Origin of the sequence: Pseudomonas sp. YeP6b (genome assembly GCF_025642995.1) — a bacterium.
In the GTDB taxonomy this organism is placed as follows: domain Bacteria; phylum Pseudomonadota; class Gammaproteobacteria; order Pseudomonadales; family Pseudomonadaceae; genus Aquipseudomonas.
Genome location: NZ_CP080090.1, coordinates 213,662 through 227,238 on the forward strand (window position 1 = coordinate 213,662; position 13,577 = coordinate 227,238).

14 protein-coding genes are annotated in these 13,577 nt (G+C 57.1%); all 14 read right to left on the bottom strand.

Annotation, left to right across the window (positions count from 1 at the left end; translation table 11 throughout):
• Positions 1-123 precede the first annotated feature (123 nt).
• Complete coding sequence (glmU, locus tag KZH41_RS01000; protein WP_094949084.1) at positions 124-1,491, bottom strand: bifunctional UDP-N-acetylglucosamine diphosphorylase/glucosamine-1-phosphate N-acetyltransferase GlmU; 1,368 nt, start codon at positions 1,489-1,491, stop codon at positions 124-126.
• 122 nt (positions 1,492-1,613) lie between these two features.
• Complete coding sequence (locus KZH41_RS01005; protein WP_094949085.1) at positions 1,614-2,030, bottom strand: F0F1 ATP synthase subunit epsilon; 417 nt, start codon at positions 2,028-2,030, stop codon at positions 1,614-1,616.
• Positions 2,031-2,074: 44 nt separating this feature from the next.
• Positions 2,075-3,454: a F0F1 ATP synthase subunit beta gene (gene atpD, locus KZH41_RS01010; RefSeq protein WP_083356001.1), complete on the bottom strand. Its 1,380-nt coding sequence runs from the start codon at positions 3,452-3,454 to the stop codon at positions 2,075-2,077.
• Between the two features lie 27 nt (positions 3,455-3,481).
• Positions 3,482-4,342 (bottom strand): F0F1 ATP synthase subunit gamma, encoded by an 861-nt coding sequence (gene atpG / locus KZH41_RS01015; protein ID WP_083356000.1) that lies wholly within the window; start codon positions 4,340-4,342, stop codon positions 3,482-3,484.
• 50 nt (positions 4,343-4,392) lie between these two features.
• Positions 4,393-5,937 carry a F0F1 ATP synthase subunit alpha gene (atpA, locus tag KZH41_RS01020; protein WP_263274226.1) on the bottom strand — a complete coding sequence of 515 codons (1,545 nt, stop codon included), beginning with the start codon at positions 5,935-5,937 and terminating at the stop codon, positions 4,393-4,395.
• Positions 5,938-5,958: 21 nt separating this feature from the next.
• On the bottom strand, positions 5,959-6,495 hold the full coding sequence (locus KZH41_RS01025) for a F0F1 ATP synthase subunit delta (RefSeq protein WP_003213551.1): 537 nt from the start codon (positions 6,493-6,495) through the stop codon (positions 5,959-5,961).
• Between the two features lie 12 nt (positions 6,496-6,507).
• Entirely contained in the window at positions 6,508-6,978 is a 471-nt protein-coding gene (locus KZH41_RS01030) for a F0F1 ATP synthase subunit B (protein WP_017135122.1), read from the bottom strand.
• A gap of 56 nt (positions 6,979-7,034) precedes the next feature.
• Positions 7,035-7,292, bottom strand: a complete 258-nt coding sequence (gene atpE, locus KZH41_RS01035; protein WP_002555987.1) for a F0F1 ATP synthase subunit C — start codon at positions 7,290-7,292, stop codon at positions 7,035-7,037.
• 133 nt (positions 7,293-7,425) lie between these two features.
• The gene (atpB, locus tag KZH41_RS01040; RefSeq protein ID WP_017736231.1) at positions 7,426-8,295 is read right to left on the bottom strand and encodes a F0F1 ATP synthase subunit A; all 870 of its coding nucleotides are present in this window, start codon (positions 8,293-8,295) and stop codon (positions 7,426-7,428) included.
• Positions 8,296-8,311: 16 nt separating this feature from the next.
• Positions 8,312-8,719 (bottom strand): F0F1 ATP synthase subunit I, encoded by a 408-nt coding sequence (locus KZH41_RS01045; RefSeq protein ID WP_010565865.1) that lies wholly within the window; start codon positions 8,717-8,719, stop codon positions 8,312-8,314.
• 148 nt (positions 8,720-8,867) lie between these two features.
• Positions 8,868-9,740 (bottom strand): ParB/RepB/Spo0J family partition protein, encoded by an 873-nt coding sequence (locus KZH41_RS01050; protein ID WP_094949087.1) that lies wholly within the window; start codon positions 9,738-9,740, stop codon positions 8,868-8,870.
• Positions 9,741-9,749: 9 nt separating this feature from the next.
• Complete coding sequence (locus KZH41_RS01055) at positions 9,750-10,547, bottom strand: ParA family protein (RefSeq protein WP_094949088.1); 798 nt, start codon at positions 10,545-10,547, stop codon at positions 9,750-9,752.
• Positions 10,548-10,565: 18 nt separating this feature from the next.
• Positions 10,566-11,210 carry a 16S rRNA (guanine(527)-N(7))-methyltransferase RsmG gene (gene rsmG / locus KZH41_RS01060; RefSeq protein WP_094949089.1) on the bottom strand — a complete coding sequence of 215 codons (645 nt, stop codon included), beginning with the start codon at positions 11,208-11,210 and terminating at the stop codon, positions 10,566-10,568.
• Positions 11,207-13,099 (bottom strand): tRNA uridine-5-carboxymethylaminomethyl(34) synthesis enzyme MnmG, encoded by a 1,893-nt coding sequence (gene mnmG, locus KZH41_RS01065; protein WP_094949098.1) that lies wholly within the window; start codon positions 13,097-13,099, stop codon positions 11,207-11,209. The genes rsmG and mnmG overlap by 4 nt, the downstream gene beginning before the upstream one ends.
• Positions 13,100-13,577 lie beyond the last annotated feature (478 nt).

The following is a 13,577-nucleotide window of genomic DNA, read 5'->3' on the forward strand; positions in this document are numbered from 1 at the left end:
GTGGGAGCTGGCTTGCCTGCGATAGCGGATTGTCAGGCGACATCCATGTTGAATGTCAGACAGCTATCGCAGGCAAGCCAGCTCCCACAGGGAATAGCATCAACTGGTCGGGTTGTGGATAACTCAGGTCTTCTTGATTTTGACCGGGCGTTTCCAACCGTCGATGTTGCGCTGACGGGCGCGGGCCACCGCCAGTTGAGACTTATCCACATCCTGATTGATGGTGGACCCCGCAGCGGTGTTGGATCCGTCGCCGATGGTGACGGGTGCAATCAGCGAGTTATTCGAGCCGATGAATACGTCCTCACCGATCGTCGTCTGATACTTGTTCGCGCCATCGTAGTTGCAGGTGATCGCACCCGCACCGATGTTGCTGCGAGCACCGATGACCGCATCACCGAGATAAGCCAAGTGGCCTGCCTTGGCATCGTCGCCCATGCGCGCATTTTTCAGTTCAACGAAGTTACCCACATGTGCCCTGGCGCCCAGCACGCTGCCGGGACGCAAGCGCGCAAACGGGCCGGCATCGCTGCCCTCGCCCATCACTGCACCGTCGATATGGCTGTTGGCTTTGATCACCACGCCTTTGCGCAGGGTGCTGTCCTTGATCACGCAGTTCGGGCCAATCACCACGTCGTCTTCGATGATCACGCGGCCTTCGAGGATCACGTTGATGTCGATCAGCACGTCGCGGCCTACAGTGACTTCGCCGCGCACATCGAAACGTGCCGGGTCGCGCAAGGTTACGCCTTGGGCCATGAGGCGGCGGCCTTCGCGCAGTTGGTAGTGGCGCTCAAGCTCCGCAAGCTGCTTGCGGTCATTGGCGCCCTGCACTTCCATCGGGTCATGGGGCTGCTCGGTGGCGACCAGCAGGCCATCACTCACGGCCATCTCGATCACGTCGGTGAGGTAGTACTCGCCCTGGACGTTGTTGTTGGACAGGCGGCTCATCCAGTCAGCAAGATTATTGGCAGGGACGGCGAGAATCCCGGTGTTGCCTTCGGTAATCGCGCGCTGCGCTGGCGTGGCATCTTTGTGTTCGACGATGGCCGCAACCTTGCCGTCGGCGGTGCGCACGATGCGGCCATAGCCGGTGGGGTCATCCAGCTCAACGGTCAGCAGGCCCATCTGGCCGGGTACTACCTGCTTGAGCAGGCGTTGCAGGGTTTCCACTTCGATCAACGGCACGTCGCCGTAAAGGATCAGCACGGTGTCGGCGGTGATGAACGGCACGGCTTGCGCGGTGGCGTGGCCGGTGCCGAGTTGTTTGTCCTGCAAAACGAAATTCAGGTCATCTGCGGCCAGGCGTTCACGCACCACATCGGCGCCGTGGCCGATCACCACGTGAATCCGCTGCGGGTCCAGTTGCCGGGCGCTGTGGATAACATGGCCGAGCATGGAATTGCCCGCGACCGGGTGCAGCACTTTGGGCAGGGCCGAACGCATGCGGGTGCCCTGACCTGCGGCGAGAATGACGATTTCGAGAGACATGAATGGCTACCAATCCTGGGCGGTCCGGCTTCAGACCAGAGAAGTGTTTTGCTAAAAAAGAAAAAGGGTAGCCGAGGCTACCCTTTTTAATCAATCGCGCATAAGCATGACGGCGTGGCCGCTTACTTCTTGCGCAACTGCTGGAGCGTGCGCAGCTGAGCTGCAGCCTCGGCCAGACGTACAGCAGCAGCGCTGTAGTCGAAGTCCGCGCCCTTTTCGTTCAGGGCCTTCTCGGCAGCCTTGACGGCTTCCTGAGCGGAGGCTTCATCCAGGTCGCCAGCACGTTGCACGGTGTCGGCAAGTACCTTGACCATGTTCGGCTGAACCTCGAGGAAACCACCAGAGATGTAAAACACCTCACGTTCCCCGCCTTGCTTGGTCAGAGTGATCGGACCTGGCTTCAAGCTGGTGATCAGCGGAGCATGACCCATGGCGATACCAAGATCGCCGAGGTCGCCGTGCGCTGTTACAAACTCTACCAGACCGGAGAAAATTTCCCCTTCCGCGCTGACGATATCGCAATGGACTGTCATAGCCATCTGATTGCCTCAACCTGATGAGCGCCCGTTGCCGGGCGCCGGGATTACAGTTTCTTGGCTTTCTCGATCGCTTCTTCGATGCCGCCGACCATGTAGAACGCTTGTTCTGGCAGGTGGTCGTAGTCACCGTTGAGGATGCCTTTGAAGCCAGCAATGGTGTCTTTCAGGGAAACGTATTTACCCGAGGCACCGGTGAAGACTTCAGCCACGAAGAACGGCTGCGACAAGAAGCGCTGGATCTTACGAGCGCGGGATACCAACTGCTTGTCGGTTTCCGACAGCTCGTCCATACCCAGGATCGCAATGATGTCCTTCAGTTCTTTGTAACGCTGCAGCACGTACTGAACGCCGCGAGCGGTGTCGTAGTGCTCCTGGCCGATCACGTTCGGGTCCAGCTGGCGCGAAGTCGAGTCGAGTGGATCGACCGCTGGGTAGATACCCAGGGAAGCGATGTCACGGGACAGAACGACGGTGGCGTCCAAGTGGGCGAAGGTGGTCGCAGGCGATGGGTCAGTCAAGTCATCCGCAGGTACGTATACCGCTTGGATCGAGGTGATCGAACCTTCTTTGGTCGAAGTGATACGTTCTTGCAGAACGCCCATCTCTTCAGCCAGGGTCGGCTGGTAACCTACTGCCGAAGGCATACGGCCCAGCAGTGCGGATACTTCAGTACCGGCCAAGGTGTAACGGTAGATGTTGTCGACGAACAACAGAACGTCGTTACCTTCGTCACGGAACTTCTCGGCCATGGTCAGGCCGGTCAGTGCTACGCGCAGACGGTTACCCGGCGGCTCGTTCATCTGACCGTAAACCAGTGCCACTTTGTCCAGAACGTTGGAGTCCTTCATCTCGTGGTAGAAGTCGTTACCCTCACGAGTACGCTCACCCACACCGGCGAACACGGAATAACCGCTGTGCTCGATGGCGATGTTACGGATCAGTTCCATCATGTTTACGGTTTTGCCTACACCGGCACCACCGAACAGACCGACTTTACCGCCTTTGGCGAACGGGCAAACCAAGTCGATAACCTTGATGCCGGTTTCCAGCAGATCGTTGCCACCAGCTTGTTCGGCGAACGAAGGTGCTGGGCGGTGAATGCCCCAGCGCTCTTCGGTGTCGATTGGGCCAGCTTCGTCGATTGGGTTACCGAGTACGTCCATGATCCGGCCCAGGGTCGCTTTACCGACCGGTACGGAGATGGCAGCGCCAGTGTCCAGAACATCCAGACCGCGCTTCAAGCCTTCGGTGGAACCCATTGCAATGGTACGAACCACGCCGTCGCCCAGCTGCTGCTGAACTTCCAGAGTGGTGCCTGCATCGCTTTGTACTTTCAAAGCGTTGTAGATGCTCGGTACGCTGTCGCGTGGAAATTCCACGTCGATGACGGCGCCGATGATTTGAACGATACGTCCGCTACTCATAGCTGGATCCTCTGAATATTTGAACCGTTAAACCGCGGCAGCGCCGCCGACGATTTCCGAGATCTCTTGGGTGATCGCAGCCTGACGCGCCTTGTTGTAGATCAGCTGCAAATCGCTGATCAGATCACCGGCGTTATCGGTAGCGTTTTTCATCGCGATCATCCGCGCCGCTTGTTCAGCTGCGTTGTTCTCGACCACCGCCTGGTACACCTGCGACTCCACGTAGCGCACCATCAAGCCATCAAGCAGCTCTTTGGCGTCTGGTTCGTAGAGGTAGTCCCAGTGGTGCTTGAGTTCCTGATCCGGAGTCGCCACCAGTGGAATCAATTGCTCCACGGTTGGCTGCTGGGTCATGGTGTTGATGAACTTGTTGGATACCACGGACAGGCGGTCAATCCGGCCTTCCAGGTACGCATCCAGCATCACCTTCACACTGCCGATCAAATCATTGATCGACGGCTCTTCACCCAGGTGGCTGATAGCTGCAACGACGTTACCGCCGAAGTTACGGAAAAAGGCCGCACCCTTGCTACCAACAACACACAGATCGATCTCGACGCCGTTTTCGCGGTTTACCGCCATGTCCTTGACCAGGGCCTTGAACAGGTTGGTATTCAGACCACCGCACAAACCACGGTCACTGCTCACTACCACATAACCCACACGCTTAACGTCGCGGTCGATCATGAACGGGTGGCGGTATTCCGGGTTGGCGTTGGCCAAATGCCCAATTACCTGGCGGATACGATCCGCATAAGGACGGCTAGCAGCCATGCGCATTTGTGCCTTGCGCATTTTGCTGACCGCCACTTTTTCCATGGCGCTGGTAATCTTTTGCGTGCTTTTGATGCTCGCAATCTTACTGCGAATCTCTTTTGCGCCTGCCATGTAACACCTATCAGGTTAGCAAGCGGGAGCCTTGCGGCTCCCGCTGCGGCTTACCAGGTTTGGGTGGCCTTGAACTTCTCGATACCGGCTTTCATGCCAGCATCGATATCGTCATTGAAGTCACCCTTCACGTTGATCTTCGCCATCAATTCGGCGTGATCGCGGTTGAAGTAAGCAATCAGCGCTTGTTCAAAGCTGCCGACCTTGGTGATTTCAACGTCGGTCAGGAACCCACGCTCAGCGGCATACAGCGACAACGCCATGTCAGCGATCGACATTGGGGCGTATTGCTTCTGCTTCATCAGCTCGGTAACGCGCTGACCATGCTCAAGTTGCTTACGGGTCGCTTCGTCCAGGTCAGAAGCGAACTGGGCGAATGCCGCCAGTTCACGGTACTGAGCCAGAGCGGTACGGATACCACCGGAGAGCTTCTTGATGATCTTGGTCTGAGCGGCACCACCCACACGGGATACCGAAACACCGGCGTTCACTGCAGGACGGATCCCGGAGTTAAACATGGCCGATTCCAGGAAGATCTGACCGTCGGTGATGGAAATCACGTTGGTCGGAACGAACGCGGAAACGTCGCCAGCCTGGGTTTCGATGATCGGCAGTGCGGTCAGGGAACCGGTTTTGCCGGTCACTGCGCCGTTGGTGAACTTCTCTACGTACTCTTCGGATACGCGGGATGCGCGCTCCAGCAGACGGGAGTGGAGATAGAACACGTCGCCTGGGTAAGCTTCACGGCCTGGTGGACGGCGCAGCAGCAGGGAAATCTGGCGGTAAGCCACTGCTTGCTTGGACAGATCGTCATAAACGATCAGCGCGTCTTCACCGCGGTCGCGGAAGAATTCACCCATGGTGCAACCGGAGTACGGTGCCAGGAATTGCAGCGCAGGAGATTCCGAAGCACTGGCAGCCACGATGATCGTGTTGGCCAGGGCGCCGTTTTCTTCCAGCTTGCGAACCACGTTGGCGATGGTCGATTGTTTCTGACCGATTGCAACGTAGACGCAGAAAATGCCGCTGTTCTTCTGGTTGATGATCGCGTCGATCGCCAGAGCGGTTTTACCGATCTGACGGTCACCGATGATCAGCTCACGCTGGCCACGGCCGACTGGGATCATGGCATCGACAGCCTTGTAGCCAGTCTGTACAGGCTGGTCTACCGACTTACGCCAGATCACGCCTGGAGCAACTTTCTCGACCGCATCGGTCTCGGTGTTGTTCAGCGGACCTTTGCCGTCAACTGGGTTACCCAGTGCGTCGACTACGCGGCCCAGCAGTTCCTTACCAACCGGAACCTCCAGGATGCGGCCGGTGCACTTGGCGCTCATGCCTTCAGCCAGACTGGTGTACGCGCCCAATACAACGGCACCTACGGAGTCTTGCTCCAGGTTGAGAGCCATACCGTAGACGCCGCCCGGAAACTCGATCATCTCGCCGTACATTACTTCGGCCAGACCGTGAATCCGCACGATGCCGTCAGATACGCTGACGACTGTGCCTTCGTTACGGGCTTGGGAGGTCACATCGAGCTTGTCGATGCGGCCCTTGATAATTTCACTTATTTCGGAAGGATTGAGTTGCTGCATTGCTCTGCTGCCCCTTCAAACTCAAGATTTCAATGCTTCGGCAAGATTCGCGAGTTTGCCGCGAATCGAGCCATCGATAACCAGGTCGCCGGCGCGAATGATGACACCACCAATCAGGGTGGCATCCTCCGCAACTTGCAGGCGCACTTCCCGGTCGAGTCGTGCACTGAGAACCTTGGCGAGTTTGTCTTGCTGTTCTTGGTTCAATGCGAAAGCACTGGTCACTTCAACGTCTACCGACTTCTCTTGCTCGGCCTTGTACAGGTCGAACAGAGCGGCGATCTCCGGCAAAAGCGGGAGACGGTCGTTTTCGGCAACGACGTGGATGAAGTTCTGCACTTTCACATCAAACTTGTCGCCGCACACGTCAATAAACGTGGCGGCCTTGTCTGCGCTCGTCAGTCGCGGGGCCTTGAGCACGCGCTGCATGGTGTCGTCTTGCGACACTGCTGCAGCCAGGCCGAGCATGGCTGACCAAGAGGCCAGCTGCTGGTGGGCCTGGGCGTGCTCGAAGGCTGCCTTAGCGTAAGGTCGGGCCAACGTGGTCAATTCTGCCATGATCGCCCTCGCTTAAATTTCAGCAGCCAGTTTGTTTACCAGCTCCGCGTGCGCGTTTTGATCGATTGTGGCACCCAGGATCTTCTCAGCACCGCCGACGGCCAGAGCACCCAGTTGGGCACGCAGCGCATCTTTGACACTGTTCAGTTCCTGCTCGATCTCGGCCTGAGCCTGAACCTTCACACGGTCAGCGTCGATACGGGCTTTTTCAACAGCCTCTTCAACGATCTGATTACCGCGTTTCTTGGCTTGCTCAATGATTTCAGCTGCCTGTGCCTTAGCATCGCGCAGTTGATGGCCCGCTTTCTCTTGGGCCAACTCCAGGTCGCGAGCTGCACGGGTGGCAGCGTCCAGTCCATCCGCGATCTTCTTTTGACGTTCATGCAAAGCTGCGATGACCGGAGGCCATACGAACTTCATGCAGAAAACGACAAAAATCAAGAACGCTAAGGACTGACCAATAATGGTTGCATTAATGTTCACGCCAATACCTCGCTCGTTCGTTGCACAACACACCAATCACTCGAAAAAACGAGTGATTAACCGGCGAGTTGACCAACGAAGGGGTTCGCGAAGGTGAAGAACAGAGCGATACCAACACCGATCATGGTCACGGCGTCGAGCAGGCCGGCAACGATGAACATTTTAACTTGCAGCATTGGCACCATTTCTGGCTGACGCGCTGCGCCTTCCAGGAACTTGCCGCCGAGCAGGCCGAAACCAATGGCAGTACCCAGGGCGCCCAGGCCGATCAACAGTGCAACAGCGATAGCGGTTAGACCAACTACAGTTTCCATCTTTCCTCCCGACTTTTACGTCGTATGGTTTAGGTTTTTTAGATTTTAAAGCGGTAAAACAAATCGTTTCATAGCCCTGTTGGGCCACCTTCCCGTGTTACCGGGAAGGACATCAGACTAGTCGAGACTGGTCTTAATGGTTCTCTTCGTGCGCCATCGACAGGTAGACGATGGTCAGCATCATGAAGATGAAGGCCTGCAGGGTGATGATCAGGATGTGGAACACAGCCCACGCCCACTGCAGAACAATGCCCAGGCCGCTAAGCCAGAGCAGGCCGCTGCCGAACATCACAGCGATCAGAATGAACACCAGCTCGCCGGCATACATGTTGCCGAACAGTCGCAGGGCCAGGGAAATTGGCTTGGCGATCAGGGTCACGAATTCCAGCAGGAAGTTCACCGGGATCAGCAGGGCTTGAACAAAGATGTTCTTGCTGCCGAACGGGTGCAGGGTCAGTTCGCCGATGAAACCGCCGATGCCCTTGATCTTGATGCTGTAGAAAATGATCAACGCGAACACCGACAGGGCCATGCCCAGGGTAGCGTTCGGGTCAGTGGTCGATACGGCACGGAATGGAATGTGCGGGTCGCCGGAAATCGCCATGGCCAACTGAGGAATCCAGTCCACCGGGATCAGGTCGACGGCGTTCATCAGGAACACCCAGACGAAGATGGTCAGTGCCAGCGGCGCAATCACCGGGCTGCGGCCATGGAAGCTGTCTTTCACGCTGCCATCGACGAATTCGACCAATACTTCAACGAAGTTCTGCAAAGCACCTGGCTGACCGGAAGTCGCCTTCTTTGCCGCCATACGGAAAATCAGGACGAAGATCAGACCCAATGCGACCGACCAGCCCAGAGTATCCAGGTGGAAAGCCCAGAAGCCCATTTCTTTGGCTTCTGCTGCGGAGTGGGCGAAGCCCCAGCCGCCGTTGGGAAGCTGACCGAAGGTCAGGTTCTGCAAGTGGTGCTGGATATAGCCCGAAGCGGTTGTTTCTGCCATGGTTGCCTCAAACGCCCTAAGGTTTCGAAAGTCTTGTTTTCATTAGCAGGGGAGCGAACCAGCTGACCAGTTGGGTCAACACGAAGACGCCGAATACAGCCAGCGGCGCCAATGGCTTCACACCTGCAAAGGTCAGTGCAAACAGCACTGCCGTCAAAATCAGTTTCCCTGCTTCGCCGGCATAAAAAGACCGGACGATAGCCTGGGCTGCTCGGGCGCCGGAAAACCGAAAGGCCCTATGAGCAAAATACATATTGGGCAGCAAGGCTATCAGGCCTCCGCAGAGTCCTGAATATCCGGCTACGACTCCATGCCAATACCAAAGCGCCAATGCGGCGATCAGCAAAATAACAAATTGAGCCAATAAAACCGGGAAAACGGCCAAGCGATGGAACGGCAACGTGTTTGGCGTGCGGGTTTCCATCACTCTTGCTCCTCAATGGTCGGCTGCCGAGAATCAATAACTTGGCATAATTTGTGCCGACAAAATGCGCGCAGAGTATAGGGGCGGTTCTGCCCCTATTCAACTGTCAGGTAGTGTTTTCCGATCACACGCTACATAAGCAAATGTTTCAGCGGATGTGGGCAAGGACGCCCTGAAGCTCATCGAGTGAGTTATATCCGATGACTAATTGCCCCTTGCCTTTCTTGCCGTGGCGAATTTGCACCGCAGAGCCCAGGCGCTCAGCCAGGCGCTGCTCGAGGCGCGCGATGTCCGGATCAGGTTTGGCGGTTTCGACCGGTGCAGGTTTACCGCTGAGCCACTGGCGAACTAAAGCCTCAGTCTGACGAACGGTAAGGCCTCGTGCGACAACGTGTCGCGCCCCTTCAACCTGTTGATTTTCCGGCAAACCGAGCAAAGCACGGGCATGACCCATTTCCAGGTCGCCATGGGACAGCATGGTCTTGATGACTTCCGGCAGCGCAATCAGGCGCAACAAGTTGGACACGGTCACGCGGGACTTGCCCACTGCATCCGCGACTTCCTGCTGAGTCAGTTTGAATTCCTGCTGCAAACGCTGCAGGGCGATCGCTTCCTCGATTGGATTGAGGTCTTCACGCTGGATGTTCTCGATCAACGCCATGGCGATGGCGGTTTCGTCCGGCACATCGCGCACCATCGCCGGGATGGTGTCCTTGCCGGCCTGTTGGCTGGCACGCCAGCGGCGTTCACCGGCGATGATTTCAAAGCGACCACCGCCAATCGGGCGGACCACGATCGGCTGCATCACGCCCTGGGCCTTGATCGAATTGGCCAGTTCTTCCAGCGCCTGGGGGTCCATGTCCCGGCGTGGCTGGTATTTGCCGCGCTGGATCAGGTCCAGCGGCAGGTGTTGCAGCTCGCGCTCGTCGGCCTGCACCGCTTGCTCTTCAAGCGAAGTGACAGTCGGACCACTCAGCAGTGCATCCAGTCCACGTCCGAGACCTCGTTTCTTGACGGCCATGGGGGTTCCTTAAGTTGGCTGGGCTGCAGCGGTGCGTGAGTTACGGCGTTGACGGCGAACCATCTCGCCAGCCAGCGCCAGGTAGGCAATGGCTCCACGCGATGATTTGTCGTACGCCAGCGCGGGCATGCCATAGCTTGGCGCTTCGGCCAAACGGATGTTGCGTGGGATCACGGTGTCGTAAAGCTGCTCGCCAAAGTGTTCCTTGAGCTGCGCCGACACATCGTTCATCAGGCTCAGGCGCGGGTCGTACATGGTCCGCAGCAGGCCTTCGATTTTCAGGTTGGGGTTGAGCAACTCAGCGATACGCTTGATGTTATCCACAAGGTCGCTCAAGCCTTCGAGCGCGAAGTACTCGCACTGCATGGGGATAATCACCCCATCTGCCGCGACCAAAGCGTTCAACGTGAGCATCGACAGCGACGGAGGGCAGTCGATCAAAATGTAATCGTAGTTCTCGCGGATCGGCGCCAGGGCGCTGCGCAGACGGCTTTCTTTCATCTGCATTTCCAGCAGCACCACTTCCGCCGCGGTCAAATCGCGGTTGGCCGGCAGCAGTTGATAACCGCCGTGCTCGGAGTAGTGCATGGCCTGGGCCAGGTCGCACTCGCCAATCAGCAAGTCATAGACCGAGTTTTCCAGGCCGTGTTTATCCACACCGCTACCCATGGTGGCGTTGCCCTGTGGATCGAGATCGATCAACAGCACCCGGCGCTTGGTCGCGACCAGGGATGCTGCGAGGTTGATGCAGGTGGTGGTTTTGCCCACGCCACCTTTCTGGTTCGCTATCGCGAATACCTTAGCCATTCTTGCTTGTGTTCCCAATCATGCCGTGCGGCGCAGTATCAGCAGATGGCGTTGGCCTTGGCAACCGGGTACGGCCAAGGCGTGTTCGCTATCGAGGTGGAAGTCTGCCGGCAATGCTAACAGCTCGTCGCTTGGATGAACGCCCTTCATTGCCAGCCAACGGGTGTCGCGGTCGCCTAAGTGGCGGGTCCAGTTGCTGAAGTTCTCCATGCTGCTGAATGCCCGGGAAACAATTCCGTTGAAGGGCTGCTGCGGCGTGAAGGCTTCGACGCGACTGTGGATAACTTGAAGGTTATCCAGCTTGAGTTCGAGTTTGACCTGGGTCAGGAAGCGGGTTTTCTTGCCGTTGCTGTCCAGGCACGTGACTTGCGACTCTGGAAACAGGATGGCCAACGGGATGCCAGGCATGCCGCCGCCACTGCCAACGTCCAGCCAGCGGCCGTTTTCGATAAACGGCATCACGCTCAGGCTGTCGAGCAAATGACGCGAGACCATTTCGTTCGGGTCGCGCACCGCCGTCAGGTTGTAAGCCTTGTTCCATTTGATCAACAGGGCCAGGTAGCCCAGCAGCAACTCATGCTGGGCATCGGTCAAGTGCACACCCAACTGGCGTGCACCTGTGGATAACTCTTCGGCGTGTTGCGAGGTGACCAACGAACTCAAGCGCTTTGCTCCAACTGACGGCCCGCGCCGCGTTTTTTCAAATGAATCATCAACAGCGAAATGGCTGCCGGGGTGACGCCGGGAATACGTGAAGCCTGGCCGAGTGTCTCCGGCCGAGTTATCCCCAGCTTGCTTTGGATTTCTTTCGACAGCCCGGAAATCCCGGTGTAGTCGATATCCACAGGCAGCTTGGTGTCCTCACTGGCGCGCAGGCGAGCGATCTCATCCTGTTGGCGGTCAATGTAACCGGCGTATTTGGTCTTGATTTCAACTTGCTCGGCGACCTGTGGGTCTTCTGCGCCGTGGCCAGTCACTTCGACCAAACCAGCGTAGTCGATTTCCGGACGGGACAGCAGGTTTAGCAAGTTGTATTCGTGGGTCAGCGGCGTGCCGAATTTTTCGGCAATCGCGTCGCCCTGCTCGGTGCCCGGGCGAACCCAGGTACTTTTCAAGCGCTGCTCTTCCAGCGTGATGCTTTCGCGTTTTTTGCAGAAAGCGGCCCAGCGTGCGTCATCGACCAAGCCCAGCTCGCGACCTTTTTCGGTCAGGCGTAGATCGGCGTTGTCTTCACGCAGGATCAGGCGATATTCCGCTCGGGAGGTGAACATCCGGTACGGTTCCTGGGTGCCCAGGGTAATCAGGTCGTCAACCAACACGCCGATGTACGCCTCATCGCGACGCGGGCACCAGCTGTCTTTGCCCTGTGCACGCAGTGCCGCGTTGGTCCCGGCCAGCAAACCTTGGGCGCCGGCTTCTTCGTAACCGGTGGTGCCGTTGATTTGCCCAGCGAAGAACAGGCCGCCGATCACTTTGGTTTCCAGGCTGTACTTGAGGTCACGCGGGTCGAAGTAGTCGTACTCGATGGCGTAGCCAGGGCGAACGATGTGCGCGTTTTCCATACCGCGAATCGACTGCACGATCTGGATTTGCACGTCGAACGGCAGGGACGTGGAAATTCCGTTCGGGTACAGCTCGTGAGTGGTCAAGCCTTCGGGTTCGATGAAGACCTGGTGGCTTTCCTTGTCGGCAAAGCGGTGGATCTTGTCTTCAATCGATGGGCAGTAACGCGGGCCAATGCCTTCGATCACCCCGGAATACATCGGCGAACGGTCGAGGTTCGCGGCAATGATTTCGTGGGTTCGGGCGTTGGTGTGGGTAATCCAGCAGCTCACCTGTTTGGGGTGCTGCTCTTTGGAACCCATGAACGACATCACCGGGATCGGTGTATCGCCGGCTTGTTCGGTCATCACCGAGAAATCCACAGAACGCCCGTCGATACGCGGCGGGGTCCCGGTTTTCAGGCGGCCGACGCGCAGCGGCAATTCACGCAGGCGTTTTGCCAGGGCAATCGACGGCGGGTCACCAGCGCGGCCACCGGAATAGTTCTGCATACCGATGTGGATAAGTCCGCCGAGGAACGTACCGGTGGTCAACACCACGGATTCTGCGAGAAAACGCAGGCCCATTTGGGTGACTACACCGCGTACCTGATCCTGTTCGACGATCAGGTCATCCGCTGCTTGCTGAAATATCCACAGGTTCGGCTGGTTTTCCAGGGTTTCACGTACCGCGGCCTTGTACAGGATGCGGTCTGCCTGTGCCCGAGTAGCCCGTACGGCCGGGCCTTTGCGGCTGTTGAGCACGCGAAATTGAATACCACCTTTGTCGGTAGCCGTGGCCATGACGCCGCCCAGGGCATCGATTTCCTTGACCAGGTGGCTTTTGCCGATCCCGCCAATGGCGGGGTTGCAACTCATGGCACCGAGGGTTTCCACGTTGTGCGTCAGCAACAGGGTTTTGACGCCCATGCGTGCTGAGGCCAGTGCTGCCTCGGTACCGGCATGACCGCCGCCGATGACGATCACTTCAAAACGGGAAGGGAAATCCACCACGCACCTCGTGCCTGCTTATGTAGGTAATTAGGAATTGATTGGTTGAGCTGGTTTTAGAGCAATGGCCGCAAGTATAGGGACTTAGCCCTTCCTAAAGAACCCTTTGCACAAAATTTAACCAGCTGTGGATGAATCACAGACAATAGAATTTAAAAGAGAGAACTTTATAAGCTCTTTGTTTTTATGTTTATTTCTACTGAGCCTACTTTCTGTGGATAGATCTCTACAGCCCTTTATTTACGTTGTGTACAGCGATTCAAAAGTCTGTGGTCATGTGCCAATGTGGCCCTTGGATAAGTGCTTTAAGCCTGTGGATTAAACAGGTGGTTATCCACAAGGGGGTTTTTACTCAGGTTTCAAGCCCTGTTATCAACTGGGCACAGGGACGGTTATTCACAGGGCTTAATCCACAGAAAAGTGCTCACGCGACCAAATAACGCCCACGCAAAAACCGCCACAACCTGGGTGGTGAATC

Excerpts from the sequence above, each read along its gene's own strand:
- KZH41_RS01055 (WP_094949088.1), bottom strand. The coding sequence starts at position 10,547 with ATGGCTAAGGTATTCGCGATAGCGAACCAGAAAGGTGGCGTGGGCAAA.
- KZH41_RS01050 (WP_094949087.1), bottom strand. The coding sequence starts at position 9,740 with ATGGCCGTCAAGAAACGAGGTCTCGGACGTGGACTGGATGCACTGCTG.
- glmU (WP_094949084.1), bottom strand. The coding sequence starts at position 1,491 with ATGTCTCTCGAAATCGTCATTCTCGCCGCAGGTCAGGGCACCCGCATG.
- atpA (WP_263274226.1), bottom strand. The coding sequence starts at position 5,937 with ATGCAGCAACTCAATCCTTCCGAAATAAGTGAAATTATCAAGGGCCGC.
- KZH41_RS01025 (WP_003213551.1), bottom strand. The coding sequence starts at position 6,495 with ATGGCAGAATTGACCACGTTGGCCCGACCTTACGCTAAGGCAGCCTTC.
- KZH41_RS01045 (WP_010565865.1), bottom strand. The coding sequence starts at position 8,719 with ATGGAAACCCGCACGCCAAACACGTTGCCGTTCCATCGCTTGGCCGTT.
- atpG (WP_083356000.1), bottom strand. The coding sequence starts at position 4,342 with ATGGCAGGCGCAAAAGAGATTCGCAGTAAGATTGCGAGCATCAAAAGC.
- atpE (WP_002555987.1), bottom strand. The coding sequence starts at position 7,292 with ATGGAAACTGTAGTTGGTCTAACCGCTATCGCTGTTGCACTGTTGATC.
- atpB (WP_017736231.1), bottom strand. The coding sequence starts at position 8,295 with ATGGCAGAAACAACCGCTTCGGGCTATATCCAGCACCACTTGCAGAAC.
- atpD (WP_083356001.1), bottom strand. The coding sequence starts at position 3,454 with ATGAGTAGCGGACGTATCGTTCAAATCATCGGCGCCGTCATCGACGTG.
- KZH41_RS01005 (WP_094949085.1), bottom strand. The coding sequence starts at position 2,030 with ATGGCTATGACAGTCCATTGCGATATCGTCAGCGCGGAAGGGGAAATT.